General features: G+C 72.4%; 22 protein-coding genes, 1 pseudogene and 1 riboswitch. Of the genes and pseudogenes, 13 read left to right on the top strand and 10 right to left on the bottom strand.

Going from position 1 to position 20,746, the window contains the following annotated elements:
• Positions 1–29: 29 nt before the first annotated feature.
• Complete coding sequence (locus tag ABZ793_RS26620; RefSeq protein WP_357461939.1) at positions 30–479, bottom strand: hypothetical protein; 450 nt, start codon at positions 477–479, stop codon at positions 30–32.
• 94 nt (positions 480–573) lie between these two features.
• Between ABZ793_RS26620 and ABZ793_RS26615 the strand changes: the two genes are divergently transcribed.
• Positions 574–1,032, top strand: coding sequence for a MarR family winged helix-turn-helix transcriptional regulator (locus ABZ793_RS26615; protein WP_357461938.1), 459 nt, complete (start codon positions 574–576; stop codon positions 1,030–1,032).
• Between the two features lie 61 nt (positions 1,033–1,093).
• Here ABZ793_RS26615 and ABZ793_RS26610 read toward each other — a convergent pair whose 3' ends face one another.
• Together ABZ793_RS26610 and ABZ793_RS26605 are read right to left on the bottom strand one after the other, a co-directional pair.
• Positions 1,094–1,783, bottom strand: a complete 690-nt coding sequence (locus ABZ793_RS26610) for a hypothetical protein (RefSeq protein WP_357461937.1) — start codon at positions 1,781–1,783, stop codon at positions 1,094–1,096.
• Between the two features lie 71 nt (positions 1,784–1,854).
• On the bottom strand, positions 1,855–2,316 hold the full coding sequence (locus ABZ793_RS26605) for a peroxiredoxin (RefSeq protein ID WP_357461936.1): 462 nt from the start codon (positions 2,314–2,316) through the stop codon (positions 1,855–1,857).
• A gap of 161 nt (positions 2,317–2,477) precedes the next feature.
• Here ABZ793_RS26605 and ABZ793_RS26600 point away from each other — a divergent pair, with 161 nt between their 5' ends.
• From ABZ793_RS26600 to ABZ793_RS26590, 3 genes are all read left to right on the top strand, one after another.
• Positions 2,478–3,206 (top strand): SDR family oxidoreductase, encoded by a 729-nt coding sequence (locus tag ABZ793_RS26600; protein ID WP_357461935.1) that lies wholly within the window; start codon positions 2,478–2,480, stop codon positions 3,204–3,206.
• Between the two features lie 2 nt (positions 3,207–3,208).
• Positions 3,209–3,958: a methyltransferase domain-containing protein gene (locus ABZ793_RS26595; RefSeq protein ID WP_357461934.1), complete on the top strand. Its 750-nt coding sequence runs from the start codon at positions 3,209–3,211 to the stop codon at positions 3,956–3,958.
• 142 nt (positions 3,959–4,100) lie between these two features.
• Entirely contained in the window at positions 4,101–5,075 is a 975-nt protein-coding gene (locus ABZ793_RS26590; protein ID WP_357461933.1) for a peptidoglycan-binding protein, read from the top strand.
• A 144-nt stretch (positions 5,076–5,219) separates the two neighbouring features.
• Here ABZ793_RS26590 and ABZ793_RS26585 read toward each other — a convergent pair whose 3' ends face one another.
• Positions 5,220–6,053, bottom strand: coding sequence for a hypothetical protein (locus tag ABZ793_RS26585; RefSeq protein ID WP_357461932.1), 834 nt, complete (start codon positions 6,051–6,053; stop codon positions 5,220–5,222).
• A 268-nt stretch (positions 6,054–6,321) separates the two neighbouring features.
• On the opposite strand from ABZ793_RS26585, the gene ABZ793_RS26580 reads away from it, so the two are divergent.
• From ABZ793_RS26580 to ABZ793_RS26565, 4 genes are all read left to right on the top strand, one after another.
• Complete coding sequence (locus tag ABZ793_RS26580) at positions 6,322–6,765, top strand: helix-turn-helix transcriptional regulator (protein ID WP_357461931.1); 444 nt, start codon at positions 6,322–6,324, stop codon at positions 6,763–6,765.
• Positions 6,766–6,775: 10 nt separating this feature from the next.
• The gene (locus ABZ793_RS26575; protein WP_357461930.1) at positions 6,776–7,186 is read left to right on the top strand and encodes a VOC family protein; all 411 of its coding nucleotides are present in this window, start codon (positions 6,776–6,778) and stop codon (positions 7,184–7,186) included.
• Positions 7,187–7,217: 31 nt separating this feature from the next.
• A complete protein-coding gene (locus tag ABZ793_RS26570) occupies positions 7,218–7,538 on the top strand; it encodes a hypothetical protein (protein WP_357461929.1) in 321 nt (106 codons plus the stop codon).
• Positions 7,539–7,816: 278 nt separating this feature from the next.
• Positions 7,817–10,210 (top strand): excinuclease ABC subunit UvrA, encoded by a 2,394-nt coding sequence (locus tag ABZ793_RS26565; RefSeq protein ID WP_357461928.1) that lies wholly within the window; start codon positions 7,817–7,819, stop codon positions 10,208–10,210.
• Between the two features lie 127 nt (positions 10,211–10,337).
• Here the strand turns inward: ABZ793_RS26565 and ABZ793_RS26560 are convergent, their stop codons facing one another.
• Positions 10,338–11,528, bottom strand: coding sequence for a saccharopine dehydrogenase NADP-binding domain-containing protein (locus ABZ793_RS26560; protein WP_357461927.1), 1,191 nt, complete (start codon positions 11,526–11,528; stop codon positions 10,338–10,340).
• Here ABZ793_RS26560 and ABZ793_RS26555 point away from each other — a divergent pair.
• Positions 11,503–12,455: pseudogene (locus ABZ793_RS26555) on the top strand (helix-turn-helix domain-containing protein). The gene ABZ793_RS26560 and the pseudogene ABZ793_RS26555 sit on opposite strands and share 26 nt — an antisense overlap.
• 510 nt (positions 12,456–12,965) lie before the next feature.
• Here the strand turns inward: ABZ793_RS26555 and ABZ793_RS26550 are convergent.
• The 3 genes from ABZ793_RS26550 to ABZ793_RS26540 form a co-directional block, all read right to left on the bottom strand.
• Positions 12,966–13,550, bottom strand: a complete 585-nt coding sequence (locus tag ABZ793_RS26550) for a TIGR03086 family metal-binding protein (RefSeq protein ID WP_357461926.1) — start codon at positions 13,548–13,550, stop codon at positions 12,966–12,968.
• 53 nt (positions 13,551–13,603) lie between these two features.
• Positions 13,604–14,410, bottom strand: a complete 807-nt coding sequence (locus ABZ793_RS26545; protein ID WP_357461925.1) for a metalloregulator ArsR/SmtB family transcription factor — start codon at positions 14,408–14,410, stop codon at positions 13,604–13,606.
• Between the two features lie 92 nt (positions 14,411–14,502).
• Positions 14,503–15,066 carry an AAA family ATPase gene (locus ABZ793_RS26540; RefSeq protein ID WP_357461924.1) on the bottom strand — a complete coding sequence of 188 codons (564 nt, stop codon included), beginning with the start codon at positions 15,064–15,066 and terminating at the stop codon, positions 14,503–14,505.
• A gap of 58 nt (positions 15,067–15,124) precedes the next feature.
• Between ABZ793_RS26540 and ABZ793_RS26535 the strand changes: the two genes are divergently transcribed.
• Positions 15,125–16,135: a tyrosine-type recombinase/integrase gene (locus ABZ793_RS26535; protein WP_357461923.1), complete on the top strand. Its 1,011-nt coding sequence runs from the start codon at positions 15,125–15,127 to the stop codon at positions 16,133–16,135.
• Positions 16,132–17,145, top strand: a complete 1,014-nt coding sequence (locus ABZ793_RS26530) for a hypothetical protein (RefSeq protein ID WP_357461922.1) — start codon at positions 16,132–16,134, stop codon at positions 17,143–17,145. The genes ABZ793_RS26535 and ABZ793_RS26530 overlap by 4 nt, the downstream gene beginning before the upstream one ends.
• A gap of 322 nt (positions 17,146–17,467) precedes the next feature.
• On the opposite strand, the gene ABZ793_RS26525 is transcribed toward ABZ793_RS26530, so the two are convergent.
• A complete protein-coding gene (locus tag ABZ793_RS26525; protein ID WP_357461921.1) occupies positions 17,468–18,334 on the bottom strand; it encodes a tetrahydrofolate dehydrogenase/cyclohydrolase catalytic domain-containing protein in 867 nt (288 codons plus the stop codon).
• A gap of 14 nt (positions 18,335–18,348) precedes the next feature.
• Positions 18,349–18,433: riboswitch (ZMP/ZTP riboswitch) on the bottom strand.
• Between the two features lie 15 nt (positions 18,434–18,448).
• Positions 18,449–19,228, bottom strand: coding sequence for an endonuclease/exonuclease/phosphatase family protein (locus ABZ793_RS26520; protein ID WP_357461920.1), 780 nt, complete (start codon positions 19,226–19,228; stop codon positions 18,449–18,451).
• A 346-nt stretch (positions 19,229–19,574) separates the two neighbouring features.
• Here ABZ793_RS26520 and ABZ793_RS26515 point away from each other — a divergent pair, with 346 nt between their 5' ends.
• A complete protein-coding gene (locus ABZ793_RS26515) occupies positions 19,575–19,778 on the top strand; it encodes a hypothetical protein (RefSeq protein ID WP_357461919.1) in 204 nt (67 codons plus the stop codon).
• 107 nt (positions 19,779–19,885) lie between these two features.
• Complete coding sequence (locus ABZ793_RS26510) at positions 19,886–20,662, top strand: TSUP family transporter (protein WP_357461918.1); 777 nt, start codon at positions 19,886–19,888, stop codon at positions 20,660–20,662.
• Positions 20,663–20,746: the final 84 nt, after the last annotated feature.

The following is a 20,746-nucleotide window of genomic DNA, read 5'->3' as shown; positions in this document are numbered from 1 at the left end:
CCGGGCACGTCCCGGCCCGGGTGCGCGGGTCACGCCGCGGCGGGGGTGCCGTTCCCGGTCGCCGCCAGCTCGGCGTCGGCCCGCTGCTTGACCAGGGTGAGGACGCGGCCGGCCACGGCCAGGTCCGGGGCGGGGACGTCCCCGTACAGCCGGGCGGTGACGCCGGCGACCGCGTCGGCGACGCGGCGCCGCACCTCCCGGCCGGCGTCGGTGAGCGCCAGCCCGGACCCGCCGGCGCGCAGCAGACCGCCGGCGACGAGCTCGTCCACCACGGCCAGCACCACCGCCTGGTCGACCTTCAGCGCGCCGGTCATCCGCCCGACGAGGTGTGCCCGCACGACCGCCCCGCCCTCGGCGGCAGCGGCGTTCAGGGCGAGCGACTGGTGGAAGGTGATGCCGAGCCGGGCCAGTTCGCGTTCCAGCAGGGCACGGGTGGCGTAGTGGGCCTGGCCGATGATCTGGCCGTTCACGGCGGTCATGGCGCTCCTCCTGACAGTTGGTACGACCAACGTTGGCGCGACCAACGATAACAGGATTCGTGGGCCGCACCAACAATCAGGTTAGGCTCTCCCCATGGACCACACCGCCGCGCCGGAAACCCCCACCCGGCTACGCACCACCCCGAGCTGGCTGCTCACCCAGACCGCCGCCCACGCCGGCCGGCTGGTCAGCGACGGCTTCGGCGGCATCGGCGCCCGCGGCTACCACTACCGGATCCTCGCCGCCCTCGACGAGTTCGGCCCCGCCAGCCAGGCAGACCTCGGCCGCCGAGGCGGCATCGACCGCAGCGACGTCGTCGCCACCGTCAACGAACTCGCCGCGAAGAACCTCGTCGTCCGCGCACCCGACCCCGCGGACCGACGGCGCAACGTCATCACCATCACGCCCGCCGGACGACGCGAACTCCAGCGCATGGGGGAGACCCTCGCCGGCGTCCAGGACACCCTGCTCGCCCCGCTCACCCCCACCGAACGCGACCAGCTCACCCGCCTGCTCGGCAAACTCCTCGCACACCACCGGCGGCGCCACTGACCGGCGAAACGCCGGCGGGGCGAACGGCGCCACCGCCACCCGCCCCGCCGGCGCCCACCGCTCAGTGGGCCTCGCGCAACTCCGCCAGCCGCGCCTCGATCTCGGCCAACTCCGCGCGCAGCTTCTCCGCCTGCTGCTCCGCCTCGGCACGCTCCGCCGCCATGATCTGCTCCACCGCCTCGTGCACCCCCGGCACGTCGACCAGCGCCACCATCCGCAGCGCCTCCGCCGGCTTGACCACGTACGGCTTCGCCAGCGACTTGCTGCCCTGCTGCGCCGCGACCGTCCACTCGCCGTCGGCGTACGCCAGCGTGACCGTCAGCCCCGTCGGGCCCTTCGGCTTCGCCGCCTTCACCGGCCGCCGCGCCGGCTTCGCCTCCGTCGTCTCCACCTTCGGCTCCTCCCGCTGCTCCCGCGGCGCCGGCACCGGCGCCCGGTCCAACACGAACTCCGGCTCCGCCGGCACCGGCTCCGGCTCGGGCTCCGGCTGCGGCTCCGCCACCTTGCGGCCCACGCCTCGCGGCGCCACCGCCACGTCGGCCGGTGAGAAGGGCAGCTCGTCGCGACCGAACCGGACCACCACGAACTCGTCGGAGACCGCCGGGTCGGTCAGCTCCACCACCTGCCCCACCTGCCCGGCGATCTGACCCGCCGACGCGGTGAACACCACCTTCGGCTTCCGCCCCGCCGCCAACGCCTCCCGGAAGGTGCGCACGTCCTCGTCGGACAACCCCTGGCCAGCGCCACCCATCAGCAACCTCTTCCCTCGTACACCTGTTCAGACGCCTGCCTTGATACCAGCCGGCCCCGACACGCGCGAGATCAACCCCCCAGCGCCCGCAACGCCGCGTCGGCGTGCGCGTTCATGTTCAGTTCACTGTGGACCACCCCGATCACCCGCCGGTCCGTGCCGATCACGAACGTCATCCGCCGTGTGCTCAACGCGCCCAGCGGCAGCCGCCGCCGCACCCCGAACCGGTCCGCCACCACACCGTCCGGGTCGGACAGCAGCGGATAGTCGAACCCGTGCAACCGGGAGAACTCCGCCTGCCTCGCCACCGGGTCCCGGCTGATGCCCACCCGCTGCGCGCCCACCGCCGCGAACTCCGCCGCCAGGTCCCGGAAGTGGCAGCTCTCCGCCGTGCACCCACGGGTCAGCGCCGCCGGGTAGAAGAACAGCACCACCGGGCCGGCGGCCAGGAACTCCGACAGCCGCCGCGGCGCACCCGTCTCGTCGGGCAGCGCGAAGTCCTCCACCACGTCCCCGACACCCACACCCGCCACCGCACACCTCCACCGTCGTCACCCGGGCCGCGCCGAGCGTATGCGGCGACCCGGCCACCCACACCCACCACCACGGCCCGCACATGTGACCATCCCCTCCCGCATCGGGCGTGCCGGTCGCGGTACCGTCGGCCCAGCAGCCACGGCAGGGGAGAGGCGCATTGAATCCCGTCACCGTCATCACCGGCGGCAGCCGCGGCATCGGCGCGGCCACCGCCCGCCGCCTCGCCCACGCCGGTCACCACGTCGTGTTCGGCTACCGTCGCGACCGCGACGCCGCCGACAAGGTGCTCGCCGACCTCCACGCCACCGGCGTACGCGGCCTCGCCGTGCCCGCCGACACCCGCGACCCCGAGCGGGTCGCCGCCCTGTTCGACGCCGCCGCCGACCTCGGCCCGATCACCGGCCTGGTCAACAACGCCGGCGTCACCAGCCCCATCGGCGCCTTCGTCGACCTCGACCCGGCCGACCTGCGCCACGTCGTCGACGTCAACCTCGTCGGCTACGTCCTGTGCGCCCAACAGGCCGCCCGCCGGATGGGTAGCGGCGCCGCCATCGTCAACGTCTCCTCCGTCGCGGCCACCCTCGGCAGCCCCGGCGAGTACGTCCACTACGCCGCCGTCAAGGCCGCCACCGACACCCTCACCACCGGCCTCGCCAAGGAACTCGCCCCCCGCGGCATCCGCGTCAACGCCGTCGCCCCCGGCATCATCCGCACCGACATCCACGCCCTGTCCGGCCAACCCGACCGACCCGACACCGCCGCCGACCGCATCCCCCTCGGCCGCCCCGGCGAACCCGACGAGGTCGCCGCCGCCATCGCCTGGCTCCTCGGCCCCGACGCCACCTACACCACCGGCACCGTCCTACGCGTCGCCGGCGGCCTGTAGCCGTGGGCGTCTTCGGCGACGTCGCCGACCTCTACGACGACGTACGCCCCGACTACCCAACCGAACTCGCCGACCTCATCCGCGCCTACCACGGCCGTACCCCCGACACGGTCGTCGAGATCGGCGCCGGCACCGGCAAGGGCACCGCCGTGCTGCTCCGCCTCGGCGCACCCGTCACCTGCGTCGAACCCGACCCCCGCATGGCCGCCCGGCTCACCGCCCGGTTCCCCCGGGCCCGCGTGGTCACCTCGACCTTCGAACGGTGGCAGCCACCCGCCGGCGGCGCACCCCTGCTGGCCTGCGCGCTGGCCTGGCACTGGCTCGACCCCGCCACCCGCAACCGGCGCGCCCACGACGCGCTCACCCCCGGCGGCACCCTCGCCGTCTTCGGCCACAAGTACGACTACGCCGACCCCGGGCAGTCCCGCGCCCTCGACGGCTTCTTCCGCGCCACCGGCCCCAGCACGGTGAAGCGACCCGCCGGCTGGTTCGAGCGCGACATCACCGACAGCCGACTGTTCACCGACGTCCGGGCCGCCCACATGCAGCGCGACGTCCCGCTGCCCGCCGAGCGCTACCTGCAACTCGTCCGCACCTTCGGCCCGTACCGGATCCTCACCCCCGACGAGCAGGCCCGCGGCCTGGCCGCGCTGCGTCGCCTCGTCGACGGCCTCGGCGCGCCGGTCGTGCTGCGCCTGCGCACCACCCTCGTCCTCGCCCGCCGTCCCCGGCTCGTCGACGCGGGCTCGTGAGCGGAGGCGGCCGGGCAGGGCGCCGCCACCCGATCGGTAGGAAACTTTCACCGATTGCCCCGACCGATACAGATCATTTACGATCGACGCCCATCACTCGACCGGGTGCCCGGACACCACGGGCCCGAACAGGGGAGACCCGATGAGCGACGACCTGGAAACACGCCGCCTGCTCGACACGCCCGCCCGGCGCCGCACCCTCCTCACCGCACTGGGCGCCGGCGTCGGCATCGGCGTCGGCGTCGTCGGCATGCCGAGCCCCGCCATGGCGGCGGCCGCCGGCTGGAGCAACCCCACCCTCGGCACCCTGACCTCCGGCTACAAGACACCCAGCCGCCCCACCCACACCGGCTGGGACGTCGCCAACAGCCAGGGCACCCCCGTCTACGCCACCGCCGACGGCACGGTCCGCGACATCAAGACCAACTCGTACCCGGGCGACACCACCAGCGGGCCCCTGCCCGGACGCACCGGCAACAGCGTCCACCTCAACCACGCCGACAGCTACTTCTCCTACTACGGCCACCTCCACCGCGTCCTGGTCAGCGTCGGCCAGCGGGTCAGCTGCGGACAACTGATCGGCCTCATGGGCAACACCGGCAACTCCAGCGGCCCGCACCTGCACTTCGAGATCCACCGCCCCCGGCTGACCTCCACCGACCCCCGGATCTTCCTCGCCAACCGCGGCATCACCCTCGGCGCGACGGCCCCCGTCGGCAGCACCGGCTACCCGAGCGTCAGCCAGGGCGCCTCCGGATGGGTGCCCCGCACCATCCAGTACCTCCTGCGGGCCCGCGGCATCTCCGTCGTCGTCGACGGCGTCTTCGGACCGGCCTGCACCTCCGCCGTCAAGTCGTTCCAGACCAGCCGCGGCCTCTACGCCGACGGCCTCGTCGGCCCGATCACCTGGACCGCCCTCATCCTGCCCCTGCGGGAAGGCAACTCCGGCGACCTCGTCCGCGGCCTCCAGACCGCCCTCAACGCCCGCGGCGCCGACCTCCTCGTCGACGGCTCCTTCGGCTCGGTCACCGCCAACGCCGTACGCGGCTTCCAAAGCCGCAACGGCCTCGTCGCCGACGGCATCGTCGGCCCCGTCACGTGGAGCGTGCTCATCTGACCCCGGACACCGACCCGCCCGGCGTCACCGGCAACCGCCGTGTCGGCCCGCCTTCTGGTCGCGCCTGCGGCTGCCCGACGTCCTCGTGAAACAGCGCTGCCCGGCCGGAGAGATCACCGGCCGGGCAGCGCATTCTGGCTCTGGTCAGTTGCCGGTGGACGCGTCCTTCAGGCCCTGCAGCATCTCGGCGAAGTCGGCGGTCTCCGCCGCAGGCGGCGTCTCGATGTCGACCGCCTTGCCGTAGTCGGTGTAGTCGACCGTCATGTCGCCCATCTTGCCCATGTCCAAGCCCGCCCGGCGCGGCCGGTACTGCTCGTCGACCCAGAGGTCGATCGTGAGCTCCTTGACACCCTGCTTGGCATACTGCTGCTCGACGCCCGACCGCAACTTGGCGTCGAGCTGCCCGAGGTAGGTCGCCACCGGAGCAGTGACGGTGTAGTGCACCGTACGCGCACCGTTCACCGTCTCCTCGCCGACGACCTTGACACCCTCGGTGGCGAGCAGCGTCTTGACCTGCTTGGTCGGGTCGATATCCTCGAACTGCTTGGTGAAGTCCATCCCCGCCTGCTCGGCGGCCGCGGTCAGGTCCAGCTTCATCCAGCGCTTCCCGCCGAGGCTCGCGCGGTCCTTCGCCGGGATCTCGACGTAGATCACGCTGCCGATCATCCGGACGGTGGTCGGGGTGCCGTCCGGGCCCGCCGTCGTCATCTCGGCCTTGACCGGGTCGCCCAGATCGACCACGCCCTGCACCGAGATCTTCTCGCCGCCCGCCGTGCCCTGCATCGTCACGGTCACCGAGTCGCTCTTGTCGGTGGCGTCGATCGTCTTCTGCAACGAACCCTTGAGATCACTGGCGAGCAGCTCCAGCACGCTGGGCTGCTTCGGCGCGTCCGAGCCGGGCTTCGCGCCGCAGGCGGTCATCGCGAGTGCCGTGAGCGCGGAGACCGCCACAACAGTGGTCTTCTTCCAAAGTGACACGTGACAACTTCTTTCCCCGAAGGACTCTGGAGATCTCCCCAGATAGAGCGACGCCACGCTATCCCATGCGGTCAACATCGAGGCGCATCCCCGCCGGATCTTTGACGGGAACCGACACGCCGGCAGGGGAGCGGCGGCGACAATCGGCCCATACCGCCCACCCGTGGCGTCGGCCGTCGCCCCCGGGCGCCACGGCCCGCCTGCCACAACCCGGCGCCGACCGCGCCGACCACGCGACCTGGTGCCGACCGCGACGTACGATCCGCAGGTGACCAGCAGACCGGACCTGGAGCAGCGCCTGCGCGACCTCGCGCGGCTGCGCCGCGTCCGCGACCGGATCGACCGGGAGTACGCGCAGCCGCTGGACGTCGAGGCGCTCGCCCGCGGCGTGAACATGTCGGCCGGACACCTCAGCCGCCAGTTCCGGCTCGCCTACGGCGAGTCGCCGTACGCCTATCTCATGACGCGGCGCATCGAGCGCGCCATGGCGCTGCTGCGTCGCGGCGACCTCACCGTCACCGAAGTCTGTTTCGCGGTCGGCTGCTCCTCACTGGGCACCTTCAGCACCCGCTTCACCGAGTTGGTCGGCGTGCCACCCAGCGCCTATCGGGCCCGGGCAACTCCCGCGACGGCGGAGATGCCGCCGTGCGTCGCGAAACAGGTGACCAGACCGATCAGGAATCGAGAAGCCCCCGCCCCGAGCCGCAACTAGCGTGACTGCCATGAACGTCACCATTCACTCGAGCTTCCTCCCGCACACCGACCCGGACGCCTCCCTGGCCTTCTACCGCGACACCCTCGGCTTCCAGGTCCGCAACGACGTCGGCTACGGAGGGATGCGCTGGATCACGGTCGGCCCCGCCGACCAGCCCGACACGTCCATCGTCCTGCACCCGCCGACCGCCAGCCCCGGCATCACCGACGACGAGCGCCGCACCATTCTCGAGCTGATGGCCAAGGGCAGCTACTTCGGCGTCAACCTGGCCACCCCCGACCTCGACGGCACCTTCGCGAAGCTGGAGGGCCGCGGCGCCGAGGTGGTCCAGGAGCCGACCGAGCAGCCGTACGGCGTCCGCGACTGCGCGTTCCGCGACCCCGCCGGCAACATGATCCGCATCCAGGAACTGCGCTGAGCCTGGCGACCGCAGCCATGCCCCAGGCACCGTGAACGAGCCCACGTACGACAACGGAGGCGGCCCTCCGGCGGCCACCGTCACCGACAACAACGTCCCCGAGCCCGCACCACCAGCGAGCGCCGCCCCCGCTCCCGCGCCCAGCGTCGTCGCGACCCCGAGCATCGGCTCACCACGACATCGACGCCTGGGCGCCGGTGACCGCTTCGTCGCGCGCACCGGCTTCGACCCGCGCGCGCTGGCCACGCCGTACCGCTGGTTCCGCATCTCCCCGCGCCGCCTCCAGGCCTGCCGCGAGGTGAACGAGATGCCCGACCACGAACGGATGCGCGACAGCCGCTGGTTGGTCTGACACCCGGGCCGGGCCCGCAGCGTGGCCCAGGCCACAGGGACACCCCGGCCCAGAACCGGCCTGGATACGGTTGTCGTCGCGAAGAGCACACCCCGGCCGGCTGACGTCGGCCGGGGCAGTCGAGCCCCCCGGCCGACACCGCCGATCCGGCAGGCAGCGACCGTCGCCGCGACCGCACCGACACCCCAGAACCAGGCATACTGCTCGCGCTGGTCAGATCGAGCCAGGCGACGCCGAGGGAGACCGCCACGGCGGCTCCGCACGATGATGGAGGCACGATGAGCATGGCCCCGAGGACCGACATGCAGTCGCCCGCTCCGCACGCTGCCGACAGCCACGACCTGATCCGCGTGCACGGCGCGCGAGTGAACAACCTCAAGGACGTCAGCGTCGAGATCCCGAAGCGCCGGCTGACCGTGTTCACCGGCGTCTCCGGCTCGGGCAAGAGCTCGCTGGTGTTCGGCACGATCGCCGCGGAGTCGCAGCGGCTGATCAACGAGACCTACAGCGCCTTCGTGCAGGGCTTCATGCCGACACTGGCGCGGCCGGAGGTCGACCGGCTCCAGGGGCTGACGACCGCGATCATCGTCGACCAGGAACGGATGGGGTCCAACCCGCGCTCCACCGTCGGCACCGCCACCGACGCCAACGCGATGCTGCGCATCCTGTTCAGCCGGCTCGCGCAGCCGCACATCGGCCCGCCCAACGCGTACTCGTTCAACGTCCCCTCGGTGAAGGCCAGCGGTGCCATCACCGTCGAGCGCGGCGCCGGCAAGACGAAGACCGAGAAGGCCACCTTCACCCGTCTCGGCGGCATGTGCCCGCGCTGCGAGGGCATGGGCTCGGTCAACGACATCGACGTGACCCAGCTGTACGACGACAGTAAGTCGCTCAACGAGGGCGCGATCACCGTCCCGGGCTACAACATGGACGGCTGGTACGGCCGCATCTTCCGCAACGGCGGCCTGTTCGACCCCGACAAGCCGATCCGCAAGTACACGAAGAAGGAGCTGGACGACCTCCTCTACAAGGAACCCACCAAGATCAAGGTCGACGGGATCAACCTGACGTACCTGGGACTGATCCCGCAGGTCCAGAAGTCCTACCTGTCCAAGGACGTCGACGCGCTCCAGCCGCACGTCCGCGCCTTCGTGGAGCGGGCGGTGACGTTCACGACCTGCCCCGAGTGCGACGGCACCCGGCTCAGCAAAGAGGCACAGTCGTCGAAGATCAAGGGGAAGAGCATCGCCGACCTCTGCGCGATGCAGATCAGCGACCTGGCCGACTGGGTCCGGGGCCTCGACGAGCCGTCGGTGCTCCCGCTGCTCACCGGGCTGCAACACCTCCTCGACTCGTTCACGGAGATCGGGCTGGGATACCTCTCACTCGACCGGCCGGCGGGCACCCTGTCCGGGGGAGAGGCACAGCGCACCAAGATGATCCGGCACCTCGGCTCGTCGCTCACCGACGTCACCTACGTCTTCGACGAGCCGACGATCGGTCTGCACCCCCATGACATCCAGCGGATGAACGACCTGCTGCTGCGGCTGCGGGACAAGGGCAACACCGTGCTCGTCGTGGAACACAAGCCGGAAGTGATCGAGATCGCCGACCACGTCGTCGACCTGGGCCCGCGCGCCGGCACCGAGGGCGGCGAGGTGGTGTTCGAGGGCGCCGTCGAAGGGCTACGGGCCAGCGACACACTCACCGGGCGGCACCTCGACGACCGGGCCACCCTCAAGAAGTCGGTGCGGTCGTTCTCCGGCACCCTGGAAATCCGCGGCGCGTCGACGCACAACCTCCAGGACGTGGACGTCGACATCCCGCTCGGGGTGCTCTGCGTCGTCACGGGCGTGGCCGGCTCCGGCAAGAGCTCGCTGATCCACGGCTCCGTCGCCGGCCACGACGGCGTGGTGGTGATCGACCAGGGCGCCATCCGGGGCTCACGACGCAGCAACCCGGCGACGTACACCGGCCTGCTCGACCCCATCCGCAAGGCGTTCGCGAAGGCCAACGGCGTGAAGCCGGCGCTGTTCAGCGCCAACTCCGAGGGCGCGTGCCCCACCTGCAACGGCGCCGGCGTCATCTACACCGACCTCGCAATGATGGCCGGCGTCGCCACCACCTGCGAGGAATGCGGGGGAAAGCGGTTCCAGGCATCGGTGCTGGAGTACCACCTCGGCGGCCGCGACATCAGCGAGGTGCTCGCGATGTCGGTCACCGAGGCCGAGGAGTTCTTCGGCGCCGGCGAGGCACGCACGCCCGCCGCGCGCACCATCCTCAGCCGGCTCGCCGACGTCGGGCTCGGCTACCTCAGCCTCGGCCAGCCGCTCACCACGCTGTCCGGCGGCGAGCGGCAACGACTCAAGCTGGCCACGCACATGGCCGAGAAGGGCGGCGTCTACGTCCTCGACGAGCCGACCACCGGCCTGCACCTCGCCGACGTCGAGCATCTGCTCGGCCTGCTCGACCGGCTCGTCGAATCCGGCAAGTCGGTCATCGTCATCGAGCACCACCAGGCCGTCATGGCACACGCCGACTGGATCATCGACCTCGGTCCCGGCGCCGGCCACGACGGCGGCCGGATCGTCTTCGAGGGCACACCCGCCGACCTCGTCGCCGCCCGTTCCACCCTCACGGGCGAGCACCTGGCGGCCTACGTCGGCAGCTGACCGAGGCCCATTCATCCTGAGCCACCTGAACCGCCCCTGACCTGGGCTGGCCCAACCTGTGTCGCTCGCGAGGGTGCGGCACGCCCGGCAGCGGGAACCATCCAGGCGGTCACCTGCGGCCGGGCGATCACGCTAACCGTGGCACCCGAGACTCGTGACACGGCTCGAGCGCGATGTGCGCGGACAGCGCACGGAGGAAGTCGGGCGCGTCGAAGATCTCGCCGGCAGAGGCCACACCGCTCGTCCTCGTCCGACCGCCGAGAATGCGACGGACCGCTTCGACCGCCAGCGGCGCGCTGACGGCGTAGATGTCCTGGCCACTGGCGACGACGCGCCGCTGCGTGTCGCCGGCACGCACGACGACGTCGACGGTGAACGTCTGCGCGGACCGGCCGAACTCGTCGACCGCAGCCGGTGCGGGCGCGTCCGGAGCGGCAAGGTCCTCGGCCGCGTCGGTGGTCATGTACGTGCGCACCTCGGGAATGGGCAGGTGGCTGGGGACCGTGACGACGTCAGCCATCGTGAACCCGCCGAGGACGATCCGGCGGCCCATCGGAGCGGGAAAGTCCCATTCCACGGTCGGCAGGTCGCACTCGTCGACGTAATACTCCAGCCGGCCACCGGTGTAGCGGACACGTCGGCCAGCACGCCGCTCCCGGGAGACGGTGCCCGAGGCGAGAGTCCCGGCCGTGGGGTGCCAACCACTCAGTCCGTACGCGACGTGCGCCTCGTCGGCCGCCGTCCAATCGCCCATCGCCGTCGTGACCAGCAGATCGCCGAGTCCGCCGAAGAACGCCATCGCCGGGACCACCGCGACGCCCGCTGCCTGAGCACGGTCCGTGAAGTGCGTGAACGTGTCGAGGTTGGCCTCGATCTCAGCCGCCACGTCCACGTACGGAACCCCGGTACGCAGGGCGGCCTCGATCACGGGCGCCGCGGTCGAGGCGAACGGACCGGCACAGTTGATGACCGCGACCGCGCCCTTCAACGCCTGGTCGAGCGAGGCCGGATCGTCAACCGACGCCACCCGGAATTCGAGCCCCGGATGCGACGCCGCCAGCGCCTGGAGCCTGCCCACGTCCCGACCGACGAGAAGCGGGACGAACCCGCGATCACGCAACTCCGTCACCACGAACCGCCCGGTGTGTCCGTACGCCCCGAACACCGCCACGGTCTGACCCGAACCCATCTGCAACTCCTCCTGCTCCGCGAAAGATCGACTGAGGAGATCCTCTCGGCAGCGGCCGACCCGGACCAGTGTCCGCAACGCCATGCCCCATACAATTTCGGACATGGCCACTGTCGCGCTCGCCGCCACCGACGCGATGCTGCACTTCGAACTCGCCATGGCCTGCGAGGTCTTCGTCCGCGACCCCTCCGGCCTGGCAGACCCGTGGTACGACCTCGTGGTCTGCGGCCCGGGCCCGGTCCGGATCGGCAGATTCCGCATGGAACCCGACGACGGGTTGGACCGACTCGCCCGCGCTGACACCGTGATCGTCCCTGCCGTGGAAGACATCGACGCGGACGTACCACCCAACCTGCTCGACGCCGTCCGCGCGGCCCACGAGGCGGGCGCCCGGATGGTCTCGCTGTGCACCGGAGCGTTCGTGCTGGCCGCCGCCGGCGTGCTGGACGGACTGCGCGCAACCACCCACTGGGCCCACACCGAGGCGCGGGCCGCCCGCTACCCCCGGGTGCAGGTCGACCCGGACGTGCTCTACGTCGACAACGGCAACGTGCTCGCCTCCGCCGGCAAAGCCGCCGCGATCGACCTGTGCCTGCACCTGATCCGCCGCGACCACGGCGCGACGGTCGCCAACGCCGTCGCCCGCCGCCTGGTAGTGCCGCCGCATCGCGCCGGAGGCCGCCAGTTCGTCACCACCCCGGTGCCCGCCCGCGACGACCACCCCCTCGCCGACCTGTTCCCGTGGGCGATGGAACGGCTGAACCGTCCGCTGACCGTGGAGGACCTGGCCCGCCAGGCGAACATGAGCTCGCGCAACCTGGCCCGCCACTTCAAGTCGGCAACAGGCACCACCCCGCTGCAGTGGCTGTCGACGCAGCGGATCCGTCGGGCCCAGGAGCTGCTGGAGAACACCACAACAGCATCGACGCCATCGCCCAGGCGGCTGGCATGGGAACCGCCACGACGCTGCGCCGACACTTCAACCGCACCGTCGGCGTACCTCCGGACGCCTACCGTCGCACCTTCCGCAGCGCCTGGCCCTCATCGGGACTCTGATCGCCCTATTTGCCCTTATTGATGCAGTCGGTGATGCGACGACAACGCGAAGCCGGCCATACGGGCGTCTGGGACACGGGGGAGCGGTGCCCACCTGCACATCGATCCACTTCTCGCGATATCTGAAGCGCTGGGAGGCTGGTAGCCGGTCCAGCCGCACGAGGGAGTTGGGTCGGCGTGTGCGGCGTTCGGGCAGTGACGCGGAGCGCTCAAGCGGTCGCGTAGGCCGGCGATACCTTCGCCGTGGAGCGGTGTGGCCACCTGCGCAACGTCTGCCGGCAGATGCCGTAGCACCGCACGCGCCGTCGCCCGCAAACTCCTCGGCGTGACGCAGGACCGCCAGGCGGCCCGCCGACCACGGCTCACTGACCGGGAACGCCCCAGGACAAAACGAGAAGAACAGCGAGGTCACTCGCCGGTCCGTCCTCATTCGATAATGTACATTATGTCAAGTAGACCGAATATCGCCCCTCCCCGCCGCCCGCCCGCCTCATGGCACCAGGGGCGACCTCACGGACGCGCGGCGGGCTGCCGGCCGAGGAAGGCGACGAGGCGGTCGCCCGGAGCCGCACCGGACGGGACCGGCACGGGCGGGCCGAACCGGGACTGGCGGGCCTGCTCTCCGACCAGTGACGCGGACAACGCGAGAAGCTCGGTGGCCAGCCCGGCGGGCATCTCGCGGTCCGCGCCGCAGGCGGTGGCGATGTCCCACCCGTGCGCCGCGAACTCGATCGCGCCGCCGCGCGCGGCACCGCCCGCCCACGCGGCCCGGGCGGGGTGCGCGTCGTCGTGCACCGCCGTACGCACGGCGTCGAGCAGGCGCTGGGTGCGCTCCCGCGCGACGGCCACGGGGTCGGCCTCGCCCGCTCGCGGTGACGCCGGAAGGACCAGCTCTCCCGTGGCGGCGAAGTCGGTGAGGGCGTCGGCGGCGTCGGCGAGATGCAGCACCAACGTCCGCAGGTCCCAGCCGGCGCACGGGGTCGGCCGGTCGAGGTCGGCGTCGCCGACGGCCGACAGGGCGCCGAGCGCGTAGTCGGCGGACCGCTGGAACAGCGCGACACTGTCGGCGAGCGGGGTCGGGGGTGATGCGGTCACGAGGGTCTCCTTCGGCAACGGGTGGCGAGGGTGGCGTGGCGGCGGGGGCGGTCTCAGGCGTTCGTCGGGGACATCTCCCAGGGTGCCGGGGAAAGGACCTCTCCGGTTTCGAGCAGCGACTTGAGGTTCGCGAGCACGGCGGGCCACCCCTGCGAGATCCCGGTGTGCATCGCCTGGTCGGTGAGGTTCTCGTGGGTCACGGTGAGGCGGACGATGTCATGGTGCGGTTCGACGAGGAACGTGACGACCGACGAGCCCCCGGGCGGTTCGTCGCCGGGCGCCGCGAAGGTGATCACCAGGCGCGTCGGCGCCTGGGCCTCGACGACTCGCCCGACGACGTCGACGTCGCCTGACCCGTCGACGCGCCGGTGCTCCCAGGTGGACCCCGGCTGCCAGTCGGAGACGTTGGCGTGTCCCCAGTAGGCGGCCGTCAGGTCCGCGTCCGTCAGGGCCTGCCACACCTGTTCGGCGCTGGCGCGGATGTACGTGACGTAGACGTAGGTCGGCGGGGCCGTGGGTGCGTCGGTCATGGCGTGCTCCTCTGCCTGGTTTTTGATGGCACTGATGGTTTGCAGGCGGCGCCTTTCGAAGCCCGAGATCCAGCGCTCCTCGATCTCGTGGATCGGCGTCGGGTTCAGGTAGTGCAGCCGCTCGCGTCCGCGCCGTACGACGGTGACGAGATTGGCCCGGACGAGGACGTCGAGGTGCTGGGTCGCCGACTGGCGCGCCATGTCGAGGCGCTCGCAGAGCTCCCGCAGCGTCTGCCCGTTGTGTTCCCGCAGGCGGTCGAGCAGGAGCCGTCGGGTGGGGTCGGCCAGTGCCTTGAAGACCGGGTCCATCTCTCCCGCCTCTGCGCTCACCCCGCCGATTATGCAGGTATCCACCTGCATAATCCACCCCCTCCCATCGATCGGCGTGGCGAGCGTGGCGTGCGGAGACCCCGGCCCTCCGGTCACCCGGGGCCCGGCGGGAGACCGACGAGCCGCCGCAGGTGCGCCTCCACCAGCGCGACCCGTTCCGCCACCGGGGCGGGCGGGACGGCGATGAGTTCGTGGCCGTGCCCCCGGTAGACCTGCTCGTGGACGCGGGCGAACGCCAGCGACTCGGCGTAGTCGATCCGGCGGGCGGCGGTGCGGGTCACGAAGCCGAGCGGCTCGACGAGGAACACCGGACGCTGGTAGGCCCCCTCCCGGAGCACCCGCTCCACCTCGGCGGCGAGCGTCGGCCCGACGGGGCGGCCCAGGTACCGGGCGAGCGCCAGGGTGCACAGCGGAGACCTGTCGTGGACCTGCACCGGCCCCCGGGTCCCGGCTGCCTCCCGCCGTTCGCGCTGCAGCCGCGCCACGGCGTCGACGAAACCCGCTGCGCGCCATGGTTCGTCATCGCCGCGCGCCTGCCCCGCGGCGATGACGTCGGTGGCCGCCTCGACGACGACGCTCCACCCGCGACGTCGTAGCGCGTCGGCGAGTGTCGTCTTCCCCGCCCCGGGCGCGCCGGTGAGCACGTATCGTTGCACGCTCTCCCCTTCTTCCCGCCGTTGCCGGCGAACACGAAATTCATGCATAATAGTGCTTATGCATGACAAAAAGGACGAATCGGTAATGCGGCTGATCGAGGAGTTCCTGACCGCCCGCGCCACCCGCAAGCCCTCCCCCCACACCCTCGAGGCGTACCGGCGGGACCTGCGCACCGTCGCCGCGCTGGCGGCCGAGGAGACCACCCCTCCCCTCCCCCTCGACGAGTTGCCGCTCACCGCCCTCACTCCCCGGGTCATGCGGGCGGCCTTCGCCCGCTTCGCCACTCCCCGGGCGGCCGCCTCGGTGCACCGGGCCTGGTCCACCTGGAACAGCTTCTTCTCCTTCCTGGTCGCCGACGGCATCGTCGCCGGCAACCCGATGCCGGCGGTCGGGCGGCCCCGGGCGCCGCTCCCCCAGCCCAAGCCCCTGCGCGGGGCGGACACCCCGGAGCAACTGCTGGCCTCGGTGGCGCGGCAGGAGGGCCGGCAGCGCGACCCGTGGCCGGAGCGGGACGTGGCGGTGCTGGCGTTGGCGCTGTGCGCGGGGCTGCGGCTGTCGGAGCTGCTGGCGTTGCGGGTGGGTTCGCTGGCGGGTCGCCCGGGTGAGCGGCGCGTCGACGTCGCCGGCAAGGGCGGGCGTCCACGCGTGGTGCCGGTGGAGCCGGAGCTGGACCGGGTGCTGGTGGACTACCTGGACAGCCGCGCCCGCCGGTTCGGGTCGCGGACGGTGCGGCCGGACGCGCCGCTGCTGGTGGACCGCCGGGGTGAGCCGCTGCGCCGGGGCGGACTGCAGTATCTGGTGGAGTCCTGCTACCGGCGGGCCGGCATCACCGACCGGGTGCCGCGCGGGGCGCGGTTGCACGCGTTGCGGCACACGTTCGCGACGCGGTTGGCGGAGGACGGGGCGAGCGCGGCGGAGATCATGCGGCTGCTGGGGCACGCGTCGCTGGCGTCGTCGCAGACCTACATCGAGGTGACGGCCGGGCAGCAGCGGGAGGCGGTGCGGTCCAACCGTACCAACCGGGCGTTGGCGGCGCTGGCCCCGGCGGAGCGGGGGGCGGGGTTGTGAGGGCGGGTGCGGCGCGCGCGGTGGCGGCGGCGTGGGTGCGGGCGTACGCGGCGCGGGAGCCGGGTGTGGAGGGCGCGGTGCTCAGCGGGTCGGTGCTGGGGATGGCGGCGGGCGAGGTGGTGCCGCCGTGGTCGGACGTGGACGTGCTGGTGGTGCGGTCGGAGCCGGCGGAGAAATTGGGGAAGTTCCGCTGGGGTGGGGTGCTGCTGGAGGTCACGTTCGTGACGTGGGAGGACCTGGGGTCGCCGGAGGACGTGTTGGGCTCGTTCGTGTTCGCGGGGTGTTTCCGGGGCGACGGGGTGCTGTTGGATCCGACGGGGCGGCTGGCGTGGTTGCGGGCGCGGGTGTCGGCGGGGTTCGCCGACGCGGTGTGGGCGCGGCGGCGGTGTGCGGGGGTGCGGGCGCGGATCGAGGCCGGGTTGCGGGGCGTGGGCGACTCGGGGGCGTTGCACGAGCAGGTGACGGGGTGGTTGTTCCCGACGTCGTTGACGGCGGTGTTGCCGCTGGTGGCGGGGTTGGTGGAGCCGACGGTGCGGCGGCGGTACGTGGTGGCGCGGGAGGTGTTGGCGGCGTACGGCCTGGTGGACCGGTATGGGGCAATGCTGAACCTGTTGGACGGTGGTGGGGTGTCGGCGGGCCGCGTGGCGGGGCATCTGGCGGGGTTGGCGCGCACGTTCGACGTGGCGGCGGAGGTGGCGCGGACGCGGTTCTTCTTCAGTGCGGACATCACGCCGGCGGCGCGGGTGGTGGCGGTGGACGGCAGTGCGGCGTTGGTGGCGGCAGGGCGGCACCGGGAGGCGATGTTCTGGATCGTGGCGACGTACGCGCGGTGTCATGCGGTGCTGGCGGTGGACGCGCCGGAGCGGGGGGTGGAGTTGGCGCCGGCGTTCGAGGCGGCGGTGGCGGATCTGGGGGTGTCGTCGGCGGCGGATCGGCGGCGGCGGGCGGACGAGGTGTTGGCGTTCCTGCCGGGGTGGTGGGCGACGGTGGAGCAGATCGTGGGCCGGTGAGCGCCTCGCGGCGGGTCAGCGGGTGGCGCTGCGGTGTCGGTCGTCCTGGCCGGGGCGGGGTTGGTCGCCGCCCTCGGTGGTGGCGAGCAGGCTCAGTGCGGGGCGGAGCGGGGGTCGGCGGGGTCACCGAGCTGGTGTGCGGGGCCTGCGTGGAGCGGGACGAGTTCCCGCTCCCCCGGCGCTCTGATCCGGGAACCGGGGTGCCGGCGCCGGGTGCGGCCCGAGGGTGGTCGGGGTGGACCGGGGTCACGGCGGCCGGTCCACCCGGGGTCCGTCGTGTCGGGCCCGGCGGCGAGGGCGTTCGCCGCCGGGTCGGACGGTGTCAGAGGTGGCCGGTGGCGCGGCGGGCGGCGTCGAGGGCGTTACGGAAGAGCATGGCGACGGTGGTGGGGCCTACTCCCCCGACGCGGGGGGTGATGGCGCCGGCGACGTCGGCGCAGGTCTCGTCGACGTCGGGCAGTAGGCGGCGTCCTTCGTAGCGGACGCCGCCGCCGATGACGGTGGCGCCGGGGCGGACGTGTTCGGGCTGGATGATGCCGGGGACGCCGGCGGCGGCGATGAGGATGTCGGCGCGGCGGGTGTGGGTGGCCCAGTCGGGGACGCCGGTGTGGACGACGGTGACGGCGGCGTTGGCGGTGGGGCGTTTCTGGGTGAGCAGCAGGGCGAGGGGGCGGCCGAGGGTGGCGCCGCGGCCGAGGATGACGACGTCGCGGCCGGCGACGGGGATGTCGTGGAAGGCGAGCAGGGCTTCGATGCCGGCGGGGGTGCAGGGCAGCGGGCCGGGCAGGCCGAGGGCGAGTCGTCCCATGTTGAGCGGGTGCATGCCGTCGACGTCGAGGTCGGGGTCCATGGTCTGCAGGGCCCGGTCGTAGTCGAGGTGGCCGGGGATGGGGTGTTGGATGAGCAGGCCGTGGACGTCGGGTGCGGTGTTGAAGTCGGCGATGGCGCGGTGCAGGTCGGCCTGGGTGGCGGTGGCGGGCAGGTGGACGTGGGGTGAGTCGAAGCCGAGTTCGGCGGCCTGGCGCTGTTTGATGCGGATGTAGCCGGCGCTGGCGTCGTCGTCGCCGACGAGGATGGTGGCGAGGCTGGGGGTGATGCCGGCGGCGCGTAGGGCGGTGACGCCGGCGGCGACGTCGGTGAGGATGCGCTCGGCGACGGGGGCGCCGGGCAGGAGTCGGGCGGTGGGCATGGTGCTCCTCTGTCAGCGGAGGCCCAGGCGGTCGACCTCTGCTCGTGGAGCTCCCCGATGGTTGTTGCCATCCCCTGGCCGCCAGTCGCGTCGGGTTCAGCTTGCCACAGGTGGTCAGCCGAGGTCGACCAGGAGGGGGCGGTGGTCGGAGATGGCGGACAGGGGGGTGTGTACGGCGGTGACGGGCGGGAGCCGGTCGATGGCGTGGCGGTCGGCGAGGATGTGGTCGAGTTGCACGCGGGGTTGCCCGGCGGGGTAGGTGGGGCGGCGGCCCAGGGGGCGCCAGCCGGTGAGGAGTCGGGCGGGGCCGGCGGGGAGGTTCAGGTCGCCGAGGAGGATGCGGGGCGCGGGCAGGGTGCGTAGGGCGCGGATGGTCTGGCGGAGTTGGTGGGCGTTCCAGCCGGGGACGAAGGACAGGTGGGTGGCGGCGACGGTGAGGGGGCCGTGTGGGGTGTCGAGGACGGCGGCGAGGACGACGCGGGGTTCGTCGTGCAGGAGGGTGAGTCCGCCGCCGGGTCCGGGGACGTAGACGGGTGAGCGTACGGGGGCGGGGCGCAGGCGGGTGACCTGCCAGCTGCGGACGCGGTGGCGGGTGACGAGGCCGACGCCGTAGCAGGGTTCGCCGTGTCCGTCGTCGTCGTGGCGCAGGGGGCGGAACTGTTCGCCGGGGGTGCCGACGACGGCGGCGGCGAAGCGGTGTTCGTCGGCGCCGAGGGCGCGGGCGGCGATGGCGGTGAGGTCGAGTTTGCCGCTGCGGCTCTGGTCGCGGTCGACTTCCTGCAGGGCGAGGACGTCGGCGTCGAGGGCGGTGACGGCGGCGGTGAGCCGGTCGGGGTCGACGAGGCCGTCGGTGAGGGACCGGCCGTGCAGCAGGTTGAAGGTGGCCAGGCGCACGTTTGCACCCTACGTGGCCGTGGGAGTGTTGCCGGGTGTTGAAGGTGCTGTGGTGTTCGGTGGTGCTGTTCGTGGCGTTGGGTGCGGTGGGTGTGTGGTTGCGTCGGCGGCGGGGTCGGTGACGGTGGTGCGGGCCGGTGGGTCCGGGGTGCCGGTCGAGTTTCTGGCGGATGGGCCGAGTTGCGGCGTGACGCCGCGGCGCAAATCGATGTCCTGGGACGGCGTGGTGCCGCGATCATGGAGCGGACACGGACCCGTAACCGATGGGAGTCCGTGCCTGTGCCTGCCGACCCGACGGTCCTCCATCCGATGCCTGAGCAGCCGCGGGTGGTGCTGCTCCGGCCGCATGAACGCCGACCGGCTCGTGGAACTGGGCGTGGCGCGCCGTATCGACACCCCCGAGGCCACCGCCGAGGCTCTACGGGCGGCCCTGAACGACCTGGTCACCGACGCGCAGGTCGCCCGCCGTTCGGCACTGCTACGCGTCGGCGCGCAGGCCGAGGGCGGCACCCCGCGCGCCGCCGACCTCATCGAGAACATGCTGGCCTGAGCCTTGCCCGTCACGGCCGGGGCTCGGGCTCTTTGTGCCGTGGCTGCTGGTGAGGCTGGCCACAAGGGGTCTCGTGGGGCGGTCGGCGGTGGGAAGAATGGCGGCCCGTGGACCCCCTGTCGCTGACCACCCTGCTCGCTGCGGCCGCCATGGCCGGTTGGGTCGATGCCGTGGTGGGGGGTGGGGGGCTGTTGCTGTTGCCGGCGTTGTTGGTGGCGGCGCCGGGGATGCCGGTGGCGTCGGCGTTGGGGACGAACAAGCTGGCGGCGATCGCGGGTACGACGACGGCGGCGGTGACGTACGCGCGGCGTACGAAGATCGATTGGGCGGTGGCGGGGCCGTCGGCGGGGTTGGCGGTGTGTTGCGCCGGGTTGGGTGCGGCTCTGGCGGGGGCGGTGCCGGCGTCGGCGTACCGGCCGGTGGTGTTGGCGGTGCTGGTGTCGGTGGCGGTGTTCGTGGTGCTGCGGCCCCGGTTGGGGGTGGTGGCGCAGCCGGAGCGGCGGACGCGGTGGCGGGTGGCCACGGTGGTCGCGGTGGCGGGTGTGGGGATCGCCCTGTACGACGGGTTGATCGGGCCGGGCACGGGGACGTTCCTGGTGTTGGCGTTCACCGCGTTGGTGGGTGCGGACTTCGTGCACGGTTCGGCGATGGCGAAGATCGTGAACGCGGGCACGAACCTGGGGGCGTTGGTGGTGTTCGCGGCGACCGGGCACGTGTGGTGGCTGCTGGGTGCGGCGATGGCGGTGTGCAACATCGCCGGAGCCGCGCTCGGGGCGCGGATGGCGCTGCGGCGCGGCTCCGGCTTCGTGCGGATCGTGTTGTTGGTGGTGGTGCTGGCGCTGGTGGGCAAGCTCGGCTACGACCAGTGGGTGGCGTCGACCTGACCGCTTCCCCGGGTGCGAGGCCGGCCCCGGTGCCGGTTTCCGCGGACTGGCCGCTTCCCCGGGCGCTACGGCCGGCCTCGGCGC

Origin of the sequence: Micromonospora sp. NPDC047465 (assembly GCF_040643125.1) — a bacterium.
Taxonomy (GTDB): domain Bacteria; phylum Actinomycetota; class Actinomycetes; order Mycobacteriales; family Micromonosporaceae; genus Micromonospora.
The sequence above is the reverse complement of the archived record's forward strand: the minus strand, read 5'-3'. Positions and strand labels throughout refer to the sequence as shown.

Bases quoted from the DNA above. Each gene is read 5' to 3' on its own strand.
- ABZ793_RS26535 (WP_357461923.1), top strand. From the start codon at position 15,125: ATGCATGACAAAAAGGACGAATCGGTAATGCGGCTGATCGAGGAGTTC.
- ABZ793_RS26575 (WP_357461930.1), top strand. From the start codon at position 6,776: ATGAACGTCACCATTCACTCGAGCTTCCTCCCGCACACCGACCCGGAC.
- ABZ793_RS26525 (WP_357461921.1), bottom strand. From the start codon at position 18,334: ATGCCCACCGCCCGACTCCTGCCCGGCGCCCCCGTCGCCGAGCGCATC.
- ABZ793_RS26610 (WP_357461937.1), bottom strand. From the start codon at position 1,783: ATGGGTGGCGCTGGCCAGGGGTTGTCCGACGAGGACGTGCGCACCTTC.
- ABZ793_RS26620 (WP_357461939.1), bottom strand. From the start codon at position 479: ATGACCGCCGTGAACGGCCAGATCATCGGCCAGGCCCACTACGCCACC.
- ABZ793_RS26565 (WP_357461928.1), top strand. From the start codon at position 7,817: ATGAGCATGGCCCCGAGGACCGACATGCAGTCGCCCGCTCCGCACGCT.
- ABZ793_RS26590 (WP_357461933.1), top strand. From the start codon at position 4,101: ATGAGCGACGACCTGGAAACACGCCGCCTGCTCGACACGCCCGCCCGG.
- ABZ793_RS26615 (WP_357461938.1), top strand. From the start codon at position 574: ATGGACCACACCGCCGCGCCGGAAACCCCCACCCGGCTACGCACCACC.
- ABZ793_RS26515 (WP_357461919.1), top strand. From the start codon at position 19,575: ATGAACGCCGACCGGCTCGTGGAACTGGGCGTGGCGCGCCGTATCGAC.